The sequence below is a fragment of the Sphingomonas sp. AC449 genome (genome assembly GCF_979253475.1).
This window is the reverse complement of record NZ_CEEDCZ010000016.1, coordinates 26,921-49,982: the sequence shown is the minus strand read 5'-3', so window position 1 is coordinate 49,982 and position 23,062 is coordinate 26,921. Positions and strand designations below refer to the sequence as shown.

15 protein-coding genes and 1 tRNA gene are annotated in these 23,062 nt (G+C 67.7%); 9 read left to right on the top strand and 7 right to left on the bottom strand.

The window, feature by feature from the left end:
* Positions 1 to 229: 229 nt before the first annotated feature.
* Entirely contained in the window at positions 230 to 2,065 is a 1,836-nt protein-coding gene (locus AC0CH3_RS17090; RefSeq protein WP_354303502.1) for an aminopeptidase P family protein, read from the top strand.
* 4 nt (positions 2,066 to 2,069) lie between these two features.
* On the opposite strand, the gene AC0CH3_RS17085 is transcribed toward AC0CH3_RS17090, so the two are convergent.
* Complete coding sequence (locus AC0CH3_RS17085) at positions 2,070 to 2,207, bottom strand: hypothetical protein (RefSeq protein ID WP_354303504.1); 138 nt, start codon at positions 2,205 to 2,207, stop codon at positions 2,070 to 2,072.
* A gap of 89 nt (positions 2,208 to 2,296) precedes the next feature.
* Between AC0CH3_RS17085 and AC0CH3_RS17080 the strand changes: the two genes are divergently transcribed.
* A tRNA-Thr gene (locus AC0CH3_RS17080) sits at positions 2,297 to 2,371 on the top strand.
* Positions 2,372 to 2,456: 85 nt separating this feature from the next.
* On the opposite strand, the gene mdoH is transcribed toward AC0CH3_RS17080, so the two are convergent.
* The 3 genes from mdoH to AC0CH3_RS17065 form a co-directional block, all read right to left on the bottom strand.
* A complete protein-coding gene (gene mdoH, locus AC0CH3_RS17075; protein WP_354303506.1) occupies positions 2,457 to 4,358 on the bottom strand; it encodes a glucans biosynthesis glucosyltransferase MdoH in 1,902 nt (633 codons plus the stop codon).
* A gap of 1 nt (position 4,359) precedes the next feature.
* Positions 4,360 to 5,892, bottom strand: coding sequence for an OpgD/OpgG family glucan biosynthesis protein (locus AC0CH3_RS17070; RefSeq protein WP_354303508.1), 1,533 nt, complete (start codon positions 5,890 to 5,892; stop codon positions 4,360 to 4,362).
* Positions 5,893 to 6,015: 123 nt separating this feature from the next.
* A complete protein-coding gene (locus AC0CH3_RS17065) occupies positions 6,016 to 6,591 on the bottom strand; it encodes a TetR/AcrR family transcriptional regulator (protein ID WP_327196480.1) in 576 nt (191 codons plus the stop codon).
* A 142-nt stretch (positions 6,592 to 6,733) separates the two neighbouring features.
* Between AC0CH3_RS17065 and AC0CH3_RS17060 the strand changes: the two genes are divergently transcribed.
* Genes AC0CH3_RS17060 through AC0CH3_RS17050 form a run of 3 tightly spaced genes read left to right on the top strand, consistent with a single transcriptional unit; the run spans position 6,734 to position 12,657 of the window.
* Positions 6,734 to 7,957, top strand: coding sequence for an efflux RND transporter periplasmic adaptor subunit (locus AC0CH3_RS17060; protein WP_056019586.1), 1,224 nt, complete (start codon positions 6,734 to 6,736; stop codon positions 7,955 to 7,957).
* A 6-nt stretch (positions 7,958 to 7,963) separates the two neighbouring features.
* Complete coding sequence (locus tag AC0CH3_RS17055; RefSeq protein WP_354303510.1) at positions 7,964 to 11,134, top strand: efflux RND transporter permease subunit; 3,171 nt, start codon at positions 7,964 to 7,966, stop codon at positions 11,132 to 11,134.
* 5 nt (positions 11,135 to 11,139) lie between these two features.
* On the top strand, positions 11,140 to 12,657 hold the full coding sequence (locus tag AC0CH3_RS17050; protein ID WP_457325758.1) for an efflux transporter outer membrane subunit: 1,518 nt from the start codon (positions 11,140 to 11,142) through the stop codon (positions 12,655 to 12,657).
* A gap of 67 nt (positions 12,658 to 12,724) precedes the next feature.
* Here the strand turns inward: AC0CH3_RS17050 and AC0CH3_RS17045 are convergent, their stop codons facing one another.
* Entirely contained in the window at positions 12,725 to 13,312 is a 588-nt protein-coding gene (locus tag AC0CH3_RS17045) for an NADPH-dependent FMN reductase (protein WP_056019577.1), read from the bottom strand.
* Between the two features lie 173 nt (positions 13,313 to 13,485).
* Between AC0CH3_RS17045 and AC0CH3_RS17040 the strand changes: the two genes are divergently transcribed.
* The 3 genes from AC0CH3_RS17040 (at position 13,486) to AC0CH3_RS17030 (ending at position 17,841) form a co-directional block, all read left to right on the top strand.
* Positions 13,486 to 15,672 carry a transglycosylase domain-containing protein gene (locus AC0CH3_RS17040; protein ID WP_354303513.1) on the top strand — a complete coding sequence of 729 codons (2,187 nt, stop codon included), beginning with the start codon at positions 13,486 to 13,488 and terminating at the stop codon, positions 15,670 to 15,672.
* 220 nt (positions 15,673 to 15,892) lie between these two features.
* The gene (locus tag AC0CH3_RS17035) at positions 15,893 to 16,894 is read left to right on the top strand and encodes a threonine aldolase family protein (protein WP_354303515.1); all 1,002 of its coding nucleotides are present in this window, start codon (positions 15,893 to 15,895) and stop codon (positions 16,892 to 16,894) included.
* A gap of 11 nt (positions 16,895 to 16,905) precedes the next feature.
* The gene (locus AC0CH3_RS17030; RefSeq protein WP_056021977.1) at positions 16,906 to 17,841 is read left to right on the top strand and encodes a DMT family transporter; all 936 of its coding nucleotides are present in this window, start codon (positions 16,906 to 16,908) and stop codon (positions 17,839 to 17,841) included.
* Here the strand turns inward: AC0CH3_RS17030 and AC0CH3_RS17025 are convergent.
* Positions 17,751 to 18,590, bottom strand: a complete 840-nt coding sequence (locus tag AC0CH3_RS17025) for a Rossmann-fold NAD(P)-binding domain-containing protein (RefSeq protein ID WP_354303517.1) — start codon at positions 18,588 to 18,590, stop codon at positions 17,751 to 17,753. The genes AC0CH3_RS17030 and AC0CH3_RS17025 overlap by 91 nt on opposite strands.
* Complete coding sequence (locus tag AC0CH3_RS17020; RefSeq protein ID WP_465238095.1) at positions 18,587 to 20,317, bottom strand: M28 family metallopeptidase; 1,731 nt, start codon at positions 20,315 to 20,317, stop codon at positions 18,587 to 18,589. The genes AC0CH3_RS17025 and AC0CH3_RS17020 overlap by 4 nt, the downstream gene beginning before the upstream one ends.
* A 118-nt stretch (positions 20,318 to 20,435) precedes the next feature.
* Here AC0CH3_RS17020 and pepN point away from each other — a divergent pair, with 118 nt between their 5' ends.
* On the top strand, positions 20,436 to 23,051 hold the full coding sequence (gene pepN / locus AC0CH3_RS17015) for an aminopeptidase N (protein WP_354303519.1): 2,616 nt from the start codon (positions 20,436 to 20,438) through the stop codon (positions 23,049 to 23,051).
* Positions 23,052 to 23,062 lie beyond the last annotated feature (11 nt).

Genomic DNA, 23,062 nt, shown 5'->3' with positions numbered 1-23,062 from the left:
CGCACGGAGGGTGGTAGGGTGGCAACGCCCCCCCCTGCCCGCCCCCCGCAAGCAAAGCCCGCTGTCCTACACGCCGCGTTTCTGTCACAACGCGCGCCATGCCCTGTCACGGCCCCGTCCCGATCCCCGCTCATGCGAGCACCGATCTGCCCGACGACCCCGTGAGAACTCGGACCGCGATGCGTCCAGCGCGTCAACGTCCTCAACTTATGCCCCGACGAGAGACCCCATGACCCCTCCGACGCCCGCCCGACCCGCAACCCCGCTCGCAGACCGTCTCTCCGCGCTCCGCGCCCATCTCGCCGCCGCCGGCCTCGACGGCTTCGTCGTGCCGCTGACCGACGAGCATATGAGCGAATATGTCGGCGGCTATGCGCAGCGGCTCGGCTGGCTGACCGGGTTCCAGGGCTCGGCGGGCAGCGCCGCGGTGCTCGCCGACCGCGCCGCGATCTTCACCGATGGCCGCTACACGCTCCAGGTCCGCGAACAGGTCGACGGCGATCACTGGGAATACGCCCCCGTGCCGCAGACCAGCGTCGCCGCCTGGCTCGGCACCCACGTCGCCGAGGGCGCGCGGATCGGCTATGACGCGTGGCTGCACACCAGCGCCTGGGTCGCCGAAGCGAGCGCGGTGCTCGCCGATCGCGGGGCTGAGCTCGTCGCGGTCGACGCCAACCCGATCGACGCGATCTGGACCGACCGCCCCGCGCCGTCGCCCGCCAGGATCACCATCCAGCCCGACGCGTTCGCCGGAGCCTCGTCCGCCGAGAAGCGCGCGCGGATCGCCGACTGGCTCGCCGAACAGCGCGCCGACGCGGTCGTGCTCTCGGCGCTCGATTCGATCGCCTGGACGCTCAACATCCGCGGCGACGACGTCAGCCACACCCCCGTCGCGCTCAGCTATGCGATCGTCGGCGCGGACGGCACCACCGACCTGTTCGTCGCGCCCGAAAAGCTCGACGACACCGTCCGCAAGCATCTCGGCAATGCGGTCCGCGTCCATGACCGCGCCGCGTTCCAGCCCGCGCTATGCAATTTCGCGGGCAAGCGCGTCGCCGCCGACCCCGAACGCGCGGTCGCCGCGATTTCCGACGCGCTGACCGCGGGCGGGGCCAAGGTGCTCGCGCTGCGCGATCCCGTCGTGCTCGCCAAGGCGCTCAAGAACCCGGTCGAGATTGCCGGCCACCGCGCCGCGTCGGTCCGCGACGGCGCCGCGCTCGCGCGCTTCCTGCGCTGGGTCGAGACCGACTGCGCCGACGGCAGCCAGACCGAATTGTCCGCCACCGCCAAGCTACTCGCCTTCCGCGAGGCGACCGGGCTGCTGAAGGACACGTCGTTCGACACGATCTCGGCGACCGGCGCGCACGGCGCGAGCCCGCATTATCACTGCACCGAGGAGTCGAACGTCCCCCTCGAGCCCGGCCAGCTCTATCTAGTCGATTCGGGCGGGCAATATGCCGATGGCACGACCGACGTGACGCGCGTCATGCCGATCGGCGCACTGTCACCCGAACAGGGCAAGGAGATCCGCGACCGCTTCACGCGCGTGCTCAAGGGCCATATCGCGATCGCGACCGCGGTCTTCCCCGACGGCACGCTCGGCGGCCAGATCGACGCGTTCGCGCGGCGCCCGCTCTGGGAAGCCGGCCTCGATTTCGCGCATGGCACCGGCCACGGCATCGGCGCCTATCTGGCGGTGCATGAGGGGCCACAGCGGATCGCCTCGCCCAACTATCCCGGCGGCGCGGCGATGGAGCCGCTGCGTGCCGGCATGATGCTCTCGAACGAGCCCGGCTATTACAAGGCGGGCGAATACGGCATCCGGATCGAGAATCTGCTGCTGATCGAACCGCGCAGCATTCCGGGCGCGGACCGCGAGATGCTCGGCTTCGAGACCCTGACCTTCTGCCCGATCGAGCGCACGCTGATCGAACCCTCGCTGCTCACGCAGCCCGAGCTCGCCTGGCTCAACGCCTATCACGCGCAGGTGTTCGAGACGCTGTCGCCCGAGATGACGGGGGACGATCTGGCCTGGCTGCGCGAAAAATGTGCGCCGATCGGCTGACGCCCTAGTCTTCGGTCGCAGCCTTCTGCGCAGGTTCGGCCGCGGCGGCGCGCGCCTGCGCCTTGCGCCGCCGCAGGTTCTCGCGCAGCGCCGCCGCCATTCGCTCCGCCTTTTCGGCGGCCTTCTGATCCCGCATATCCATAATTACGCCCTATATTGCCGCACCGTGCCTTGACAATCGCGCCGCCCTCGTCTCTTAGCCCCACTCCGCCGGCAGCGATGTCGGCGAGTGCTGCCGTAGCTCAGTGGTAGAGCGCATCCTTGGTAAGGCTGAGGTCGTGAGTTCAATCCTCACCGGCAGCACCATCTTATTCCGTCCCGCCGATCGGCCGGACACACCGCCCGCCCGATTTCGACCGACAATCACCCCCCCGCGGGGCGCCACGGCGGGCTAGTGCGCGATCGCCCGCAGCGCCGAAGCCTCGGTCGCGGGCAACTGGTCGATCCCGGTGCGCGGTACCTGGAACAGGCCATGGCGCGTCGCCGCCTCGCCGGCTGCATTGCTCGCGGTCCAGCTCGCCAGCCATGGCGACAGCAACAGCCCCAGCGTCACCGGCGCCAGCCACAGCGCGGTCACCGGCACGGCGGGCGACAGCGCGAGCAGCGCCACGCCCGCGACCAGATGCCACCGGTAGCGCGGCAGGACGGCGCGGATCGTCAGCCCGTCGCGGTCGCGGTTCTGCGGGTTCCACCCCGACGGCTGCCCACGAAAGATGCTGATCAGGTCCATCGTCTGCGTGAGCATGATGATCGGCGCGGACAGCATCGACAGCGGGATCTCGGCGAGCGTCGAGGAAATGATCGCACGCGCGCCGCCGAACGCTTCGCGCCGCGCCGTGTCCGACACCGCCCAGATGATCCCGAGCAGCTTGGGCCCGAACAGCAGCACCACCGTCATCGCCAGCACGCGTGCAGACGTCGTCGCCTCGACCAGCTTGCTTTCCCCCGCGAACGCCTGCGCGATCGTCGTCAGGATAAGCACCAGCCATGCGGGCGACGTCATATAGGCCGAGGCGCCGATCAGCAACTGCAGCCGATTGACCCAGTGAAAGCCATCCGAATTCAGCAGCTGCAGATGCTGGATATTGCCCTGCGCCCAGCGCCGGTCGCGCACCGCCATGTCGATCAGCGTCGGCGGAAACTCCTCATAGCTGTCGTCGATCATGATCAGGTGCACCGCCCAGCCACGCCGGCGCAGCAGCGCCGCCTCGACCATGTCGTGGCTCATGATCGCCCCGCCGAAGGGCGCAGCGCCCGGCAGCACGGGCAGACCGCAACTCTCGGCGAAGGCGCGCGTGCGGATCATCGCGTTATGCCCCCAGAAGCTCGCCTCGGCACCCGACCACCACACCAGCCCGGCGGTCGAGATCGGCCCGTAAAGCCGGCTGTTGAACTGCATCCAGCGCTGGAACAGCGTCGTGCCGCCGTAGATGGTCGGGACGGTCTGCAACAACCCGACCGACGGTCGGCTTTCCATGACCTGCGCCATGCCGATCATCGCCTCGGCGCTCATCAGGCTGTCCGCGTCGAGCATCATCATATGGTCATAGGCGCCACCGAACCGGCTGACCCAATCGGCGACGTTGCCGGGCTTGCGCGCGACGTTGGCGGTCCGCCGCCGGTAGTGCAGCGGCACCTGCGAGCGCGCCGCCAGCATCGCCCAGGCCGCGCGTTCACGCGGCTCGGCATCCTCGCCCGAGTCGCTCAGGACGAAAAACGCGAAACTGCCTGCCTCGCCCGCTGCGTCGACGTCGTGCATCATCCGCGCGATCCGGCCGAACACCGCGTCGACATCCTCGTTGTAGATCGGCACGAGCACGGCGGTCTTCCCGATCAGGTTGCCGCGGTTGCGTGGTGCCGGCACGAACCCGGGATGCATGCCCGTCATCAGCAGGATGAACCCGATCAGCGAGGTCAGGAACCCGAACGCGATCCAGCCGAACAGCGGGAAGAACAATGCGAGCAACGCGACGTCCCACAGGTCGATTCCGTCGCCGAGCAGCGAATCCTGCACCGCAGCCGATGCGGTGGTCGCGATCAGGCTGGTCAGCAGGAACAGCAGCAGACGCCGCGACAGCATCCCCTCGGGCGATGTCACGACGCTGCGCGCGTTCGCGGCGCCACCCATCGCGTCATCCGTTGCCGCTAGCGGTCCCCCGCCCGCCCCCATCGCGCGAAAATCCTGGATGGGCATCGCGATCGGTGCATCGGGCGGCAATTGGCGTGCCGCATCGCGCGAAGAAACCGGCGGCGCGCCAGGGTCAGGGGCGGCGTCGGGGGCGGGGTCGGGCATCTCAGGCCCCGATCTGTGTCAGCAGCGTTTCGCTCAGCGACAGGGTGCCGCGCTTCAGATACAGCCGGACATCGGCGATCGCACCCCGCTCGGGCTCGATATCGACGGTGACGCGCCAGCGATTGGGCTGGCCGACGACGGGATAGGCGGCATTGGCCAGCACGCGACCACGCCCGACGTCGACCTGCGCGGTCACGCCGCTCGACCGGTCGAGCCCGGCCAGCGTCGTACCGACGAAGTCGACGACGAGCTTCCGCGCGCCCGCGGTGGGGGCCGAGCCGGGCCGACCCGCGGCACCGCGCCACGTGTCCACCACATGCGCCGCCGCCGCGACGGAGGCATCGCGCGACGCCCAGGTCAGGCGATAGTCGAACGTCAGCGTCTGACCCGCCTTGGCAGGCGCCGCGGGGACCCAGAACGCCGCGACATTGTCGACCGTCTCGCTTGCGGTCGGAAACGCGTACAGCGTCACCGCGCCCTTGCCCCAGTCGCCCTTGGGCTCGACCCACAAATTGGGGCGCCGGTCATAGAATGCGCCATCGTCCTGGTAATGATCGAACGCGCGGTCGCGCTGGATCAGCCCGAAACCACGCGGATTGCTGTCCTGGAAACTGTCGAGCGTCGGGGTGGCGGGATTGTCGAGCGGTCGCCAGATCCGCTCCCCCGACCCGCTCGCCATGGCGAGCCCGTCCGAATCGTGGATCTCGGGTCGCCAGTCGACCGCGGCTGCACGGTTGCCCTCGCCGTACCAGAACATGCTCGTCGCAGGCGCGATGCCGAGCCGCGCCACATCCTTGCGCAGCGTGATCGTCGACGACACGTCCTGCACCACGCCGCCATCGGCGCCGGACCCGGCCGTGTGACGACAGAGGAACCGGTAGGCGCCCGTCACGCTCGGCCCATCGAGCAGCGCATAGATCGTATAGGCCTGCGCGCCGTTCGGCTCGATCCAGAAGGCGGTGAAGGCGGGGAATTCCTCCTTGCCGTCGATCCCGGTGTCGATCGCGATGCCGCGTGCGGACAGGCCATATTGATCCTGCGAGCCGGCGGTGCGGAAATAGGACGCGCCGATGTACGCCATCCAGTCGCTCTTGCCGTCCGGCGAAACCGCGCGGAAACCGGCAAGCCCCAGCGCCGCATGGTGGCCAGCGGTCGCCTGGAACAGGTCGGGGGTGAAATCGACGGCGCGCGCCTGCCCGCCCTCGACGATATGGATCGCAACTGGCGTCGGCGCGTAACGGCCGAGCGGGAACAACCGGATCCCCCCCGCCAACGTCCTGTCAGGCTTGTAGGTGATCGATCCGACCGCATCGTAATCGATCGCCTCCGCCGCCGCGACCTTCGCGGGCGCGCGATAGGGCTGGCTGGCGAGCGCCGCGGCGCGCGCTTTGAGCGAGTCCCAGGAGAAGGGCTCGACCTTGCCGCGTCCCGGCTGCACCCGACGCCGCGTGCGGGTCTGCGCGCGCGCTGCGCCGGGCAGGATGCCCAAGGCGCCAAGCGCCAGGATGATGTCGCGTCGGCTCGTTTTGCTCATCCCGGCATTATCGAACGTCGCGCGCCGCAGTGCAACATCGCCGGCTGCGGCTCGGACCCGCCGGTCTGGAAACGCGGTGGATCCCACTGCCGATCGCGCGGCGAGACGGGATGATGCGTGCGCCTACAGGGCCTTCAAGGCGGCGATGATCATCTGGCTGGTGATCCTCGCGGTCTCGACTTCCGACAGACGCGGTCGCGACAGCGTGCGATGACCAAGCCCGAACATGAACGCCAGCACGAGCTCCTCGGCGCCGTCCAGGGCCTCGGACGTCAGCAACGGATTGGCGACGCACGCCAGCTCGCGAACGACCGAGCGGAACCCCAGACACAGCGTCGCGATCGTATCGGCGACGTCGCTGTTGCGGTGCGCCTCCGCCATGATGTCGAACGACAGCGCCTCGTCCCCCTTGGCAAGCGCGTGTCGGGCAAGATGCTCGAACCCCGCCTCGATCGTCACCCGCCCCGAGGTCACGTCGTCCGTCAAGGCACGCAACTCCGCCTCCTTGGCCTCGGAGTCCTCGAGAACGAGCGCCTTGATGAGCGCATTCTTGTCGGTGAACAGGCGATAGATCAGGCCAACGCTGACATCCGCTGCCGCCGCGAGTTCTGCCATCGATGTCCGGTGAAAGCCCTTGGTGGCATAAAGGTGCCGCGCCGCGTCGACGATCCGTTTCTGCCCTGCGCTCTCATGTTGCACTGCACCCAATACGCCACTCCAAAAGGTTTTTTTGCTTGACCCGGCGTTCGCACAATCATAGCGGCCACGCAAGCGGAATGAACGTTCATTCCGGCGTGCGGTTGCACCCGTTGGTGGGAGCGAGCGAATGGGAAAGCGGAATATGCGTCGATTGGACATCAAGGGTTCGGTAGCTCTCGGGGCGCTTGCCCTCGTGATGGCATGCAGCGAGCCGGCGCCCCCGCCACCGCCGACGCCGACCGTGGGTGTCGTCACGGTCGCGCAGGACTCGGTGACGCTCACGACCGAGCTTCCCGGCCGTATTGCCGCCGTCGAGACGTCGGAAGTCCGTCCGCAGGTCAGCGGCGTGATCCGCAGCCGGCTGTTCACCGAAGGCGCGCTCGTACGCGCCGGTCAGACGCTCTACCAGATCGAGGACGCGCCTTATCGCGCACAGCTCGGCACCGCGCAGGGGCAGCTTGGCGCCGCGCAGTCGCAGATCAACGCGACCAGCCAGCAGGCCCGCCGATACGGCGAGCTCGTCACGCTTAACGCCGTCAGCAAGCAGGAGGCGGACAACGCCACCGCCTCCGCGCAGCAGGCGCGCGCCAATGTTGCAGCGCAGCGCGCTTCGGTCGAAGCTGCGCGCGTCAACCTGAACTTCACGCGGATCAAGGCGCCGATTTCGGGTCGGATCGGCCGTTCGCTGGTGACCGTCGGCGCACTCGTCCAGACCGGCCAGACCGATCCGCTCGCGACGATCCAGCGTACCGACACCGTCTATGTCGACGTCACGCAGTCGGCGGCGCAGTTGCTTGACCTGAAGGCGGCGATGGCGTCGGGCGGGGTCACCCGCGGCGATGGCAGCGCACGCGTCCAGCTGCTTCTCCCCAACGGGCAGACCTATCCGATCGAGGGGCGACTCCAGTTCGCCGAAGTCACGGTTGATCCGGCCACGGGCGCGGTGACGCTGCGCGCGAGCTTCCCCAATCCCAACGGAATCCTGCTTCCGGGCATGTACGTGCGTGCCAAGCTGGTCGAGGGTGTGCGCACCCAGGCGATCATGGCGCCACAGGAAGGCATCACCCGCGATCCACGCGGCAACGCGACCGCGATGGTGGTCAATGCGCAGAACAAGGTCGAGCAGCGGACCGTTACCACGGACCGCGTGATCGGCGACAAGTGGATCGTCACCAGCGGCCTGAAACCCGGCGACAAGCTGATCGTCGAGGGGCTGCTGAACCTGCGCCCGGGCACCACCGTCAAGGTCGGCAAGCCGCAGCAGGTCACCGTCCCCGCGGGCGGCGCGTCGAAGGGCGGCGCCGGCTCGGACGCGGCCGCAGGCGGCAACACGAACGGCAATTCGGCCGCGCAGGCCGGGAAGTAACCGCTTATGTCACGCTATTTCATCGATAGACCCATCTTCGCATGGGTCATCGCGATCATCCTGATGATGGCCGGCGTCCTCGCGATCCGGTCGCTGCCGATCGCGCAGTTCCCCGAGATCGCCGCCCCCAAGGTGACGGTCGCGACGTCCTATCCGGGCGCCGACGCGCAGACGCTCGAGAACACGACGACGCAGATCATCGAGCAGCAGATGAAGGGGATCGACAACCTTCGCTACTTCGCCTCGACCAGCGACGGCGCGGGCAACCTCGCGATCACGCTGACCTTCGAACAGGGCACCGACGCGGACATCGCGCAGGTCCAGGTGCAGAACAAGCTGCAACAGGCGACCCCGCTTCTGCCGCAGGAAGTGCAGCAGGCCGGCCTTCGCGTGACCAAGGCGACCGCCAATTTCCTGCTCGTGATCGCCGCCTATTCGCAGGACGGCAGCCATGACCAGGTCGATCTCGGCGATCTGATCGCGTCCAAACTCCAGGATCCGCTCAGCCGGATCAAGGGCGTCGGCGACACGCAGGTGTTCGGCGCGCAATATTCGATGCGGATCTGGGTCGATCCGTTCAAGATGTCGAACCTTGGCGTCACCGTCACCGACATCACCTCGGCACTGACCGCGCAGAACGCGCAGGTTTCGGCGGGTCAGGTCGGCAGCCTTCCCGCGGTCAAGGGCCAGGCGCTCAACGCGACCGTCACCGCACAGTCGCGACTGCAGACCCCGGACCAGTTCCGCCAGATCATCATCCGCTCGGCCACCGGCGGCGCCACCGTGCGCCTCGCCGACGTCGCGCGGATCGAAATGGGCTCGGAAAACTACAGCTTCCAGGCACGCTACAACGGCAAGCAGGCGGCAGGCTTCGGCGTGAAGCTGGCGCCGGGCGCCAACGCGCTCGACACCGTCACGCTGGTGAAGGCCGAGGTCGAGAAGATCGCCAAGCAGTTCCCGGCCGACGTCAAGATCGCCTATCCGGTCGACAATTCGACGTTCGTGCGGCTGTCGGTCGAACAGGTGGTCCACACGCTGATCGAGGCGATCGTCCTCGTCTTCCTTGTGATGTTCCTCTTCCTCCAGAACTTCCGCGCGACCCTGATCCCGACGATCGCGGTGCCGGTCGTGCTGCTCGGCTCGCTCGCCGTGCTTCAGGTCGCGGGCTTCACGATCAACACGCTGACGCTGTTCGGCATGGTGCTGGCGATCGGCCTGCTCGTCGATGACGCGATCGTCGTCGTCGAGAATGTCGAACGCCTGATCCAGGAAGAGGGGCTCTCCCCCAAGGAAGCCGCCAAGAAGTCGATGGACGAGATCAGCGGCGCGCTGATCGGCATCGGCCTCGTGCTGTCCGCGGTGTTCCTGCCGATGGCGTTCTTCAGCGGCTCGACCGGCGTGATCTTCCGCCAGTTCTCGATCACCATCGTCTCGTCGATGGTGCTCTCGGTGCTGGTCGCGTTGATCCTGACGCCCGCACTCTGCGCCACCATCCTCAAGCCGACCAAGCATGATCATGGCGACAAGAAGGGCTTTTTCGGCTGGTTCAACCGGACATTCGACACTGGCGTCGCCAAATATGGCAACGGCCTGCGTCGCGTCGAAAAGGGCTGGGTGCGGACGATGATCATCTATGCGGTCATCGTCGCCGGGATGCTGTTCGTCTTCCTCCGGCTGCCCTCGGGCTTCCTTCCCGAGGAGGATCAGGGGCTGATGTTCGCGCAGGTGTCGATGCCCACGGGCACGACGATGGAAGAGACCGCGCGGACGATGGACAAGCTGCGCGATCACTTCCTGGTCGATGAGAAGGCCAATATCGCGGGCATCTTCACGATCAGCGGCTTCGGCTTTGTCGGCCAGGGCCAGAATGTCGGTCTCGCCTTCATCCAGTTGAAGCCATGGGAGGATCGCGAAGGCGACGCGAATACCGTCGCCGCAGTCGCGCAGCGCGCCAACCAGGCGCTCGCAGGGATCCGTGCGGGCATGGTGATCGGCTTCGTGCCGCCCGCCGTGCAGGAACTGGGCAACGCCAACGGCTTCGACTTCATGCTGAAGGACAATGCCGGCGTCGGCCACGACAAGCTGCTCGAGGCCCGCAACATGCTGCTCGGCATGGCGAGCCAGGACAAGCGGCTGATGCAGGTTCGCCCGAACGGGCTGGAAGACGCACCGCAGCTTAAGCTGAACGTCGACCAGGCTCAGGCAGGCGCGCTCGGCCTCAGCCAGGCGGACATCAACACCACCGTCAGCACCGCGTTCGGCGGGTCGTACATCAACGACTTCATCGATCGTGGCCGCGTGAAGAAGGTGTTCGTCCAGGCCGATGCACCGTTCCGCACGTCGCCCGCGGACCTCGGCAACTTCTATGTGCGTGGCGCCAGCAACGCGATGACCCCGCTGTCGTCGTTCGCGACGACCAACTGGACCTACGGCCCGGCGCGTCTCGAACGCTATAACGGCGTCGCCTCGTTCGAGATCATGGGGTCGCCCGCACCCGGCGTCAGCAGCGGCACCGCGATCAAGGCGATGGAGGAGATGGCCGCCAAACTGCCGCCCGGCATCGGCTATGAATGGACCGGGCTCAGCTACGAGGAGCAACTGTCGGGTGGCCAGGCCGGCTATGTCTATGCGCTGTCGCTGCTGATCGTGTTCCTGTGCCTCGCGGCGCTCTACGAGAGCTGGTCGATCCCGATCGCCGTGCTTCTCGTCGTCCCGCTCGGCGTCCTCGGTGCGGTGCTCGCAGCGATGATCGCAGGGCTGAACAACGACATCTATCTCCAGGTCGGTCTGATCACGACGATCGGCGTGGCGGCGAAGAACGCGATCCTGATCGTCGAATTCGCCGAAGAGAAGATGGCGGACGGGATGAACGCGGCCGATGCCGCGGTCGAGGCGGCCAAGCTGCGTCTGCGCCCGATCCTCATGACGTCGTTCGCGTTCATCTTCGGCGTGCTGCCGCTCGCGCTGTCGAGTGGTGCCGGTGCCGGCGGTCAGAACGCGATCGGCTGGGCGGTGGTCGGCGGCATGCTGTCCGCGACCGTCCTCGCCATCTTCTTCGTGCCGTTGTTCTTCCTGCTGGTGAAGCGCCTGTTCAAACAGGACAAGCCGGCAAAGAACGCTACCAACGACCATCGTGACGGCGACACGCCGCACGATCAGCGGCCGCAGGAGGCCTGACCGCCATGCCATCGTCCTTCATGTCCCGGCGCCTCGCGCTGACCTTTGCCGCCGGCCTCACGCTGGCGGGGTGCAACCTCGCGCCGAAATACGTCCGCCCGGACCTGCCGGTCGCACCGACCGGTCCGGTCGGCCCCGCCTACGCGACGAGCGATCCCGTCGGCGCGATCGTTCCGGCCGACACCGCCTGGTCGGCATTCTTCACCGACGACCGGCTGCGTCGCGTGATCCAGCTCGCGCTCGACAACAACCGCGACGTGCGTATCGCGGTCGCCAACGTCGCGCAGGCCCGGGCGCAATACCGCGTCCAGCGTGCCGATCTCTTCCCGACGCTTGGCGCAACGGGGAGCGCGACGTACCAGAAGTCGCCGTTCGGCGCGGTCGGCGGCGGAGTCGGTGGTGGAGTCGGCGGCGGTGCCGGCGGTGGCGCGGGTGGCGGTGCAGGCGGCGGTGCAGGCGGTGGCGCGGGCGCGGGCGCAGTTGCCGGCGGTGGTCGCTTCGACATCTATTCCGCCAATCTCGGCATCTCTGCCTGGGAAGCCGACCTGTTCGGGCGCATCCGCAACCTGACCGAAGCCCAGCAACAGGCCTATTTCGCGGCGGAGGAAAACCGCAACGCCGCACAGGTCACGCTGGTCGCCGAGACCGCGACCGCGTGGCTGACGATGGCCGCCGACCAGGACCGTCTGAGGATCGCACAGGATACCGAGCGGGCATTCGGCCAGACGCTCAAGCTCACCCAGGATCGGTTCCGCGTCGGCATCGCGTCCGAACTCGAGGTGCGCCAGGCGCGGACGACCTATGATCAGGCTCGCTCGGACATCGCCGAGGCGACGACGCTGATCGCGCAGGACCAGAACGCGCTGAACCTGCTCGCGGGCACCACCGTGACCCAGGAGCTGCTGCCCGCCCGGATGCCGGAGACGACGCCGACGCTCGAGACGTTGCCCGCAAACCTGTCATCCCAGGTGTTGCTGCGTCGTCCCGACGTCGCTGCGGCGGAGCATCAGCTGGTCGCGGCCAACGCCAATATCGGTGCCGCGCGTGCGGCATTCTTCCCGAACATCTCGCTGACCGCGAGCCTCGGGACGCTCAGCCTCGGCCTGTCGAACCTGTTCGGCAACGGCAGCGAAAGCTGGTCGGTCGCACCGACGATCACGCAGCCGATCTTCGATTTCGGGCGCAACAAGGGCAACCTGCAATATGCCAAGGCGTCGCGTGACGCGATGCTCGCAACCTATGAGCGGACGGTCCAGACCAGCTTCCGCGAAGTCGCCGACGCGCTCGCGCGACGCGGTACGATCAACGCGCAGCTGTCAGCACAGACGTCGCTGCGTGACAATGCCGCGGGCGCATTCAACCTGTCGCAACTGCGTTTCCGGGCCGGGATCGATCCGTTCCTCAACACGCTCGATTCGCAGCGATCGCTGTACACCGCGCAGCAGAGCCTGCTTGCGACCCGGCTCGTGCGTGATACCAACGCGGTGGAACTGTACCGGGCGCTGGGTGGTGGGCTGAAATAGCAGCGAGACCGCCGCCGAGACCGTCATCCCCCCGATCGCCGGGATGACGGTCTCGGCGTGCGCGGGGTCAGTTGGCCGGTTCGGACAGCGGCGCGAACCGTGCGACCTGACGGCCGACCAGACGAAGCTGCTCGATCACCGCGGGATCGCTGGCGCCACCCTCGTCGTCGAACTTGGTGACCTGTGTGTTGATCGCGGCCGCGAACGGCGTCGGCCAGCCGCGCAGCGCATGGACGATCGAGCGCAGCGCCGCGATCGTGCTCCCGGTCGCCTGCCAGCCATAGGCGGTCGCGATCAGCCCGACGGGCATGTCGGCCAGATAGGACCGCTCCGGGTCACGCGCCGTCTCCTCGAGAAGGTCGAGCGCGTTCTTCACGACGCCGGAAATGCTGCCATGATAGCCGGGGCTTGCGATGATCACCGCCGACGCGGCTCGGACTGCGGCGACGAACGCCTGCTCGTCGGCGGTGCGCGTCGTTGCCTTTGGATCGTACAGCGGCAGCCGCGCCATGTCCGCGCCGCCGAACATCTGCGTACGATAGCCCTGTTTCTCGACCGCATCGAGCGCGATGCGCAACGCGCGCTCGGTCGACGACACGCCGCCGATCGTGCCGCCAATGCCGACGACGAGAGGGAGAGATTCGGAAGAGGTCACGTTATCACCCGGTTCGATCGTTTCGCCTGCTCTTCCCCGTTTCGCGGCACGATGACAACAGCCCATCGACGCGGTGCCCGCGTGGCGATACCGCGACGCTGTCGCTCAGCCTGCATACACGATAGGCATGCGCACAGGCTTGTCCGAACTGTAATAGAACGATAACACACCAGATGCCCGACCGCTGGAACGACCCGATGCGCCCCGATCCCTTCGATACAGACCGTTCCGGCCACGGCGGAGGCGGCGAGCGCGAACCCTATGCCTATGAACGCGAACGCCTGATCACCGAGCGCGAACGCCTGCGCGAGCGCTACGAGCGTGAACGCGCCGGCGAAGAGCCCGCAGCATTTAGCGATACCGATGCCGACACGGGCTACACCGTCGCGCGACCACGGCGGCGGGGCGGCATCGGCCGCTGGATCATCCGCGGGACGGGGATCGGCATCGTCCTGCTGGTGATCGCGATCATCTGGCTCGCCTTCACCGCGCCGCTGTCAAAGTCGCTCCAGCCCCCGACGCCGCCCTCGATCACGCTGACGGCGAGCGACGGCACGCCGATCGCGCGGCGCGGCGCGATCATCGGCAAGCCGGTCGACGCCGCGACGCTCCCCCCGCACGTCATCCAGGCATTCCTCGCGATCGAGGACCGGCGATTCTATTCGCACTGGGGCATCGATCCCCGCGGCATCGCACGCGCGGCCTGGGCGAACATGGGGTCGGGCGGTGTCCGTCAGGGCGGCAGCACGATCACGCAACAGCTTGCGAAGAATGCGTTCCTCGATTCGGATCGGACCGCGACGCGCAAGATCCGCGAGGCGATGATCGCGGTCTGGCTGGAGGCCTGGCTGTCGAAGGATGAAATCCTGTCGCGCTATCTGTCCAACGTCTATTTCGGCGACAACACCTACGGGATCGCCGCGGCGTCAAAGCATTATTTCGGTCGCACGCCTGACAGGCTCAATATCGGGCAGGCCGCGATGCTTGCCGGGCTCGTCAAGGCGCCGTCGCGGCTTGCTCCCACGTCCAATCTCGAAGGCGCGCGCAAGCGCGAGGCGGTCGTGGTCGGCGCCATGGTCGCCGCGGGGTTCCTGACCAAATCCGAAGGCGACGCCGTCAGGCCGCAGCGCGTTCTGTCGAGTCCGCCGGCGCAACTCCCCAGCGGTACCTATTTCGCTGACTGGATCCTGCCCGAGGCGCGCGACCAGGCGGGCGAGGTCAAGACGGAGACGACCGTCAAGACGACGCTCGATCCCCGGTTGCAGCGCGCCGCCGAGCGTAGCGTCGCACGCGCCGGCCTCCGGCAGGCGCAGGTCGCGCTCGTCGCGATGCGCCCCGACGGCCGCGTCGTCGCGATGGTCGGCGGCAAGAACTATCGCAAGAGCCCGTTCAATCGCGCGACGCAGGCGCGGCGCCAGCCCGGGTCGACGTTCAAGCTGTTCGTCTATCTCGCCGCGATGCGATCGGGCCTGACCCCCGATTCGACGATCGAGGACCGGCCGGTAACGATCGGCGACTGGACGCCCAAGAACAGCGATGGCCGCTATCAGGGGACGATCACGTTGCGCCAGGCGTTCGCGCGCTCGTCGAACGTGGCGGCGGCGCGGCTGACGCAGCAGGTTGGCGTGAAGGCGGTGATCAAGGCCGCGCGCGACCTCGGCATCTCGACGCCGATCCCGAACGAGGCGACGATCGGTCTTGGTACGTCGGCCGTGTCGCTGCTCGAGCTGACGGCCGCCTATGCCGCGATCGCGCGCGAGACCTATCCGGTGCAGCCGCGTGGTCTGGCGGATGTCCGCGAAAAGGGATGGTATCAGTCGCTTACCGGTGGCTCGACCGCGATTCCGGCGACGATCCATGACGAGATGCTCGATCTCCTTGCCGCCTCGATCCGCGAGGGAACGGGGCGCAGCGCGAACCTGACGGTCGATGCGTTTGGCAAGACCGGCACGACGTCGGATAACAAGGACGCGCTGTTCGTCGGCTTCGCACGGGACCTAGTCGTCGGGGTGTGGGTCGGCAATGACGACAACAGCTCGAACCCCGGCCTGTCGGGCGGCGGGATCCCGGCACGGATCTGGCGCGATTTCATGCAGTCGGCGCTGGGGATCGCGCCCGTCGCCGCCCCGCTGCCACCGGTCGAGGAGGTCGATCCCGATGCGTTGCCGGCGGACGACCCCGACAACGCGGTGCTCCCGCTCGGCGGCGAGATCGAGGGGCTCGGCTTCAACCTGAAGATGGGCGAGGACGGGACGATCTCGGTCGGCCCGTCGCGCCGCGACCGGGACGAGGGACCGCCGCCGCCACGCGACGACCGCCGCCCGCCCGAGGACGAGCCGGGGTATGACGGCGGGCAGTGATCCCCTCCCCCCGCCGCCGTCATCCTGACGAAAAGCAGGATCCAGTGCCCCGAATGACCCCGCCCGCGGCTCTGGATCCTTGGTCCAGCCCAGGATGACGAAGCAGAAGGGGACGGCTCGGTCGACGCTCCCGTTGACGCCCTCCCGTTGACGCCCCCGTTGACGCCCTCCCGTTGACGCCCCCGTTGACGCCATCACCGCATCGCAGCATGTCCTCGCCATGCGATTTTTCTCTGACAATGCCGCCCAGGTCCATCCACTCGTCATGGCCGCGATCGGCGCGGCCGACACGCTCGACACCGCCTATGCGGGCGACGCGTGGAGCCAGCAGCTCGACGGTCGCCTGTCCGCGCTGTTCGAGACCGAGGTCGCGGTCCTCTGGGTCCCCACCGGCACCGCGGCCAACTGCCTCGCGCTGGCCGCGCTCTGCCCGCCGCATGGCGGGATCGTCTGCCACCGCGACGCGCACATCCAGAACGACGAGGGCGGCGCGCCCGAATTCTACACCCACGGCGCCAAGCTGTTCCTCGCCGACGGCATCGGCGCGAAGCTGACGCCCGAGACGATCCGGACCGTCCTCGATACGATCCCCGACGACGTCCACCGCGTCCAGCCGCATGCGATCTCGCTCACCAACGCGACCGAATATGGCCGCGTCTACCAGCCGCACGAAGTCGCCGCGATCGGCGCGCTGGCAAAGGAGCGCGGGCTCGGCTTCCACATGGACGGCGCGCGCTTTGCCAACGCGATGGTCCATGCCGGGTGCTCGCCCGCCGACATGACGTGGCGCGCCGGCGTCGACGCGCTGAGCTTCGGCTTCGTCAAGAACGGCGCGATGAGTGCGGAGGCGCTGGTCTTCTTCAACCCCGACCTCGCGGCCGTCACGCACTACCGCCGCAAGCGTGCAGGGCTGCTGCTGTCGAAGGGGCGCTACCTTGCCGCGCAGATCCTCGCGATGCTCGACGACGATCTGTGGCTCGCCAATGGCAGGGCCGCCAACGACGCCGCTGCACGCCTCGCGACGGCCGCTGGCGACCGGCTGGTCCACCCGGTCGAGGCGAACGAGGTGTTCCTGCGCGTGACCCCGGACGAGGCCGCCGCCCTGCGCGCGAAAGGCTTCGACTTCTACGACTGGGCGGCGGGCGAGATCCGTCTCGTCACCGCCTGGGACAGCCCGGTCGATGCCGTGGGGCTGCTCGCCGACGCGATCCGGGCGTTATGACGGCCTCCGACATGACCGGTTCCGGCATCAGCGGACCGTCCGACCCGCCGCAGTCGACCCGCGCGGCGATCCTGATCCCGTTCGGCATCGTCACGCTGATCTGGGGTTCGACCTGGCTCGTGATCCGCGATCAGCTCGCGGTGGTGCCGCCGAGCTGGTCGGTCTGCTACCGCTTTCTCGTCGCGGGGATCGCGATGGCGATCTACGCCACCGTCCGCCGCGAAAGCCTCCGGCTCGACGCGCGCGGCTTCGCCTTTGCGGCGATCCTCGGCACCGCGCAGTTCGTCTGCAACTTCAACTTCGTCTACCGGGCCGAGCATTATGTGACGTCGGGGCTGGTCGCGGTGGTGTTCGCGCTGTTGCTGGTGCCGAACGCGATATTCGGGCGGATCTTTCTCGGCCAGCGGCTGGGACGTCAGCTCGTCACCGGTTCGGCGATCGCGATGGCGGGCGTTGCGCTGCTCTTCATCAACGAGGCACGCGTCGATCCGCACGGATCGACCTCCGCACTCATCGGGATCGGCTTCACGCTGTGCGCCATCCTGTCCGCGTCGACCGCGAACGTGATGCAGGGGACGCAGACGGCGAAGCGCTATCCGATGGGATCGATGCTTGCGGTGGCGATGCTGATCGGTGCCGCGCTCGACGCGGCGTTTGCCTGGACGACGACCGGCCCGCCGGTATTCGAGATGCGCGCGGGGTATATCGCCGGCATCCTCTATCTCGGGCTGTTCGCCTCGGCGCTCGCCTTCCCGCTCTATTTCAACGTCATCCGCGCGATCGGCCCGGCAAAGGCGGCCTATTCGGGCGTGATCGTGCCGGTGATCGCGATGCTGCTATCGACGATCTTCGAGCATTATCGCTGGTCGACGCTGGCGGTTGCCGGCGCCGTGCTTGCGGGAATCGGGCTCGTGACCGCATTGAGGGCGCGCAGGCCCGCACGGTAATCGGGCCAGACGGGCGTCCAGCCGAGCACGCGCTTCGCCTTGCCGTTCGCGACCCGGCGGTTCTCGCGGTAGAACCCGCGTCCCATCGCGGACAGGTCATCGAGCGTGACGAACGGCGGGGCGGGCAGCCCGAGCAGCATCGCGGCGAACGCAGCGACGTCGTTCTGCGATGCGGGCAGATCGTCGGCGATGTTGTACGCACCCGCCGGCGCATCCATCCCGGCGATCACCCCCGAGACGATGTCGTCGACATGCGCGCGGCTGAACACCTGGCCCGGACAGTCGATCCGGTGTGCCTTGCCCTCGCGCACGCGGTCGAGCGGCGATCGTCCGGGGCCATAGATGCCGGGCAATCGGAACGTCCGCGCGCCGATCGCGAGCCAGTCCGCGTCCGCCGCCGCGCGTGCGCTCCGCCGGCCGCCGCCGATCGGGGCGGTCTCGTCCACCCACGCGCCGCCGGCATCGCCGTACACGCCGGTCGACGAGAGGTAACCGAGCCACGCCCGGGACCGCAGCAGCAACGGGCCGTACCGCACGAGCACCGGGTCGGCTTCGTGCTCGGGCGGGACCGACGAGAGGATATGCGTCGCCGCGGCAATCTCGGCTGCGACCGCGTCGCTATCGTCGAAGCGGATCGTGCCGTCGCGCCCGTCCCGCGTCGTGCCGACGACATGCCAGCCATCGGCGGTCAGACGCTCGGCGACCAGCGATGCGGTATATCCCAGCCCGAAGACGAGCAGGCGGCTCATTTCGCGACGGCGCCCGGGCTCATCCGACCCTTGTAGAGCGTCCCGAAATAATCGCCCGCGTTCCACACCGGACGCTGGGCGCCGTCGGCGATCTCACGCGCGATCCGATAGTTCGCATCGACGAACCGGACGCCCTGGTCCCACAGGATCGGCTGCGACAGGTCGTCCGACGGCTTGTGGTAATTGTTCGCCATGAAATAGGAGACCGCGGCCTTGCCCGGCCCCTTCTGGCCCGGCCACAGGAACACCGCCGGAATGCCCTTCTGGACGAACCGGAAATGATCGGAGCGGACGAAGATCCCTTCCTCGGGCATCGGGTCGGGCGACAGCCCGACACCGATCGCCGCGACCGCCTTCTGGACGATCGGCCCCAGCGTCGAGCGCTCGGCACCGAACACGACCATATCCTCGAACTTGTAGGTGAGGATCGGCATGTCGAGGTTCACGTCCGCGACGATGTCGGTGAGCGGCACGGTCGGGTGGTTGGTGAAATAGTCGCTGCCGACCAGCCCCTTTTCCTCGCCCGTGACGGCAAGGAACATCACGGTGCGCTTCGATGCCTGGCCGCTGCTCGTGAAGCGCTTGGCCTCCTCGATCAGGCTGGCGATCCCGATCGCGTTGTCCAGCGCGCCATTGTTGAGCGCATCGCCCTCCTTTGCGCCATTCGCGGGGCGCGTGATGCCGATATGATCGAGATGCGCGGACAGGACGACGACTTCCTTGCCCAGCACCGGATCGGTCCCCGGGATGATGCCGACGACGTTGCTGCTGGCAGCAGGCGCGAAGCTCGTCTTGGTCGCGACGGTCAGCGTGCCGGTCAGCGGCGCGGATCGGAACTTCGCGTTATCCGACTTCGCCTGCTTGGCGATCGTCTTCCACGACGGACCGAAGAGCTTGGCTGCGCCGATCACGCTCAGCGTGCCGAGCGACGGCGCACCCGGCGCGTCGACCTTGCCGGTGCCGTCGGGGTTCGCCCAGGTCATCCGCGCCATGTCGTAATATTGCGCAGACCGCGCGAATGGCCGCGCCTTTGCCGTGCGCGGATTTTCGAGCGTGATCACGCCGATCGCGCCCTTGCTCTCCGCGATCCGCGCCTTGGTCCCGCCCGACCCGAAAAACGCGCGCTCCTCGCCGCTGAACCGCGCGGGGGCACCGCCGAAATAGGCGACGATCTTGCCGCGGACGTCGACGCCGGCATAATCGGTCTGCTTGTACTGCGGTGCATCGATCCCGTAGCCGACGAAGACGATCGGCGCGCTCACCGTGGTATCCGCTTTCGCGCCGTTGGCGGCAGGGACGTAATCCTCCGCAAAGACGAGCGGCACGGTCGCTCCCGACCGCGGCGCCCAGGCGAAGCTCCCCTTCCCCGCCGCCTTGTAGCTGACCAAGGGAACGCGCTGCAGATAGCCCGCATCGTCGCCCCCCGGACGCAGCCCCGCGGCATAGAATTGCGCGGCGACATACTGTGCGGCGATGTCGAATTCGGGGCTCCCCGCCTCACGCCCCTTCATCGCGTCGGAGGCCAGGAACAGGACATGCGCCTTCATCGCGGCCTGATCCGCGGGCAGCGGCGCAGCAAGCTTGGCGTTGAGAATCGCCGGGTCGGGCTTGGCCGGCATGGTCGTCGTCGTCGCGGCCGGTTTCGGGGTGGGCGTCTGCGCCAGCGTCGCCGTCGACATGGCCGTGGAAGCTGCGAGCAACGAAAGCGCGCCGATGAACCGATACATGCCGAAATCCTCGCAAGACGAACGTGTTGCAGCCGGGTAGCACGCCGATGGCGCCGCGCAAGCTCGGCCCGCAAGCTTTGGCTGGCGGAGCCCGCGACTGTGCCTATATTCATCTGCTATGCTCGATATCCAACACAGTCTCGCCCAGCCCGACATCGCCGCCCCGGTCTCTATCCGTCGGGCGGATTATCAGGCACCGGCGTGGCTGGTACCGACGACGAGGCTCGATTTCGCCCTCGATCCGGTCGCAACGCGCGTCACCGCGACGCTGTCCGTCACGCGCAACGGCGATCATCGCGATCCGCTCCGGCTCGATGGCGCCGGGCAGCGGCCGCTGTCGATCACGGTCGACGGCGTCGCGGTCAATGACTGGCGATTCGAGGGTGAACAACTCGTGATCCCGTTGTCGGGCGACGCGCATGTCGTCGAGACGCAGGTCGAGATCGCCCCCGATCGCAATACGCAGCTGATGGGGCTTTATGCCTCGGGCGGTATCCTGTGCACGCAGTGCGAGGCGGAGGGCTTTCGCCGGATCACCTATTTCCCGGATCGTCCCGACGTCCTCAGCCGCTATTCGGTGCGCATGACCGCCGACAAGACGCGGTTTCCCGTGCTGCTGGCGAATGGCGACCCGGTTGCGCACGGCGATCTCGACGACGGCCGGCATTGGGCGGAATGGAACGACCCCTTCCCCAAGCCCTCCTATCTGTTCGCGCTCGTCGCGGGCGATCTGTCGGTGAATTCGGGTCGCTTCACGACCATGTCGGGGCGCGACGTCGCGCTCGGCATCTGGGTGCGCAAGGCCGATCTGCCCAAGACCGATCACGCGTTGAAGGCGCTCGAGCTCGCGATGGCGTGGGACGAGACGACCTATGGCCGCGAATATGACCTCGATGTGTTCAACATCGTCGCGGTCGACGACTTCAATTTCGGCGCGATGGAGAACAAGGGTCTCAACATCTTCAACTCGCGCTACATTCTGGCCGACCCGGATACCGCGACCGATTACGACTATGACGCGATCGCAGCCGTCGTCGCGCATGAATATTTCCACAACTGGTCGGGCAACCGCATCACCTGCCGCGACTGGTTCCAGCTGTCGTTGAAGGAAGGGTTCACCGTCTACCGCGACCAGGGGTTCTCCGCCGATCAGGGGAGCCGTGCGGTCAAGCGGATCGAGGACGTCCGGGGCCTGCGCGCGGCGCAGTTCCCCGAGGATGCCGGGCCGCTCGCGCATCCGGTGCGCCCCGAAACCTATCAGGAGATTTCGAACTTCTACACTGCGACGATCTACAACAAGGGCGCCGAGCTGATCCGGATGATCGCATCGATCCTTGGTCCGCAGAACTTCCGTGCCGGCACCGACCTGTTCTTCGACCGGTTCGACGGGACGGCCGCGACGTGCGAGGATTTCGTCGCGAGCATGGAAGCGGCGAGCGGTGTCGATCTCGCGCAGTTCCGCCTGTGGTATTCGCAGGCGGGTACGCCGCGCGTGACCGCGCGGCTCGCGCATGATGCCGCCGCTGCCCGTGCGACGCTGACCTTGACGCAGCATATCCCAGCGACGCCGGGACAGCCTGACAAGCAGCCGATGGTCCTGCCGCTCCTGGTCAGACTGTTCGGCGCGGACACCGGCGCGCCGCTGGCGGAAGAACGCCTCGTCATGCTCGAGACGGCCAGCGATCAGGTGATCTTCGAGAATGTCCGCGAGCGTCCGATCCTGTCGATCAACCGCGGCTTCTCGGCGCCTGCGATCGTCGATAGCGATCGATCCCCGGCGGACCTCGCCTTCCTCAGCGCGCATGACGACGACCCGTTCGCGCGCTACGAGGCGATGCAGCAGCTCATGCTCGACACGCTCGTCGCCAATGCGACGACGCCCGGCCAGGTCGATCATGCCGGCGTGATCGCGGCGGTCGCCAAGACGCTCGCGGATCCCGCGCTCGATCCCGCCTTCGTCGCGGAGGCGGTCATGCTCCCGTCCGAAGCGTATATCGGCGACCAGATGGCGGTGGTCGACCCCGAGGCGATCTTCCGCGCGCGCGATGCGCTTCGCCGCGACCTCGGCCGGTCGTTGGAGCCACAGTGGCGCGCGGCGTACGCATCGGCCGCATCCGGCTCGTTCGTCTACACGCCCGTCGCGAAGGGACAGCGTCGGCTGCGGACGGTGTCGCTCGGCTATATCGCCGCAAGCGGCGCGACGGACGCGGCCGATCTCGCCTTTGCGCAGTTCGAGACCGCGGACAACATGACCGACCGACAAGGTGCGCTGGCGACGCTGGTCAACGTCGCGTCCGACCATCGGCTGCGCGCGCTCGACCTCTTCTACGCGCGCTACCGCACGAATCCCCTCGTGCTCGACAAATGGTTCCAGACGCAGGCGCTGTCGTCACGCGACGATGCCGGTGCGATCGTCGCGAGCCTTGCCGGCCATCCCGATTTCAGTCTCGCCAATCCCAATCGCGCCCGCTCGCTCGTCGGCGCGTTCGCTGCCAATCAACGTGCGTTCCATGCAGCGGACGGCAGCGGCTATCGCTTTCTGGCGGACCAGCTGATCGCGCTCGACCGGCTCAATCCGCAGACCGCGGCGAAGCTGCTGCCACCGCTCGGTCGGTGGCGCCGGTTCGACACGGCGCGCGCCGCGCTGATGCGGGCAGAACTCGAGCGGATCCTGAAAACGCCAGGCCTGTCGAAAGACGTGTTCGAGCAGGCATCGAAAAGTCTGGAGGAATAGGTCCCGGCGCC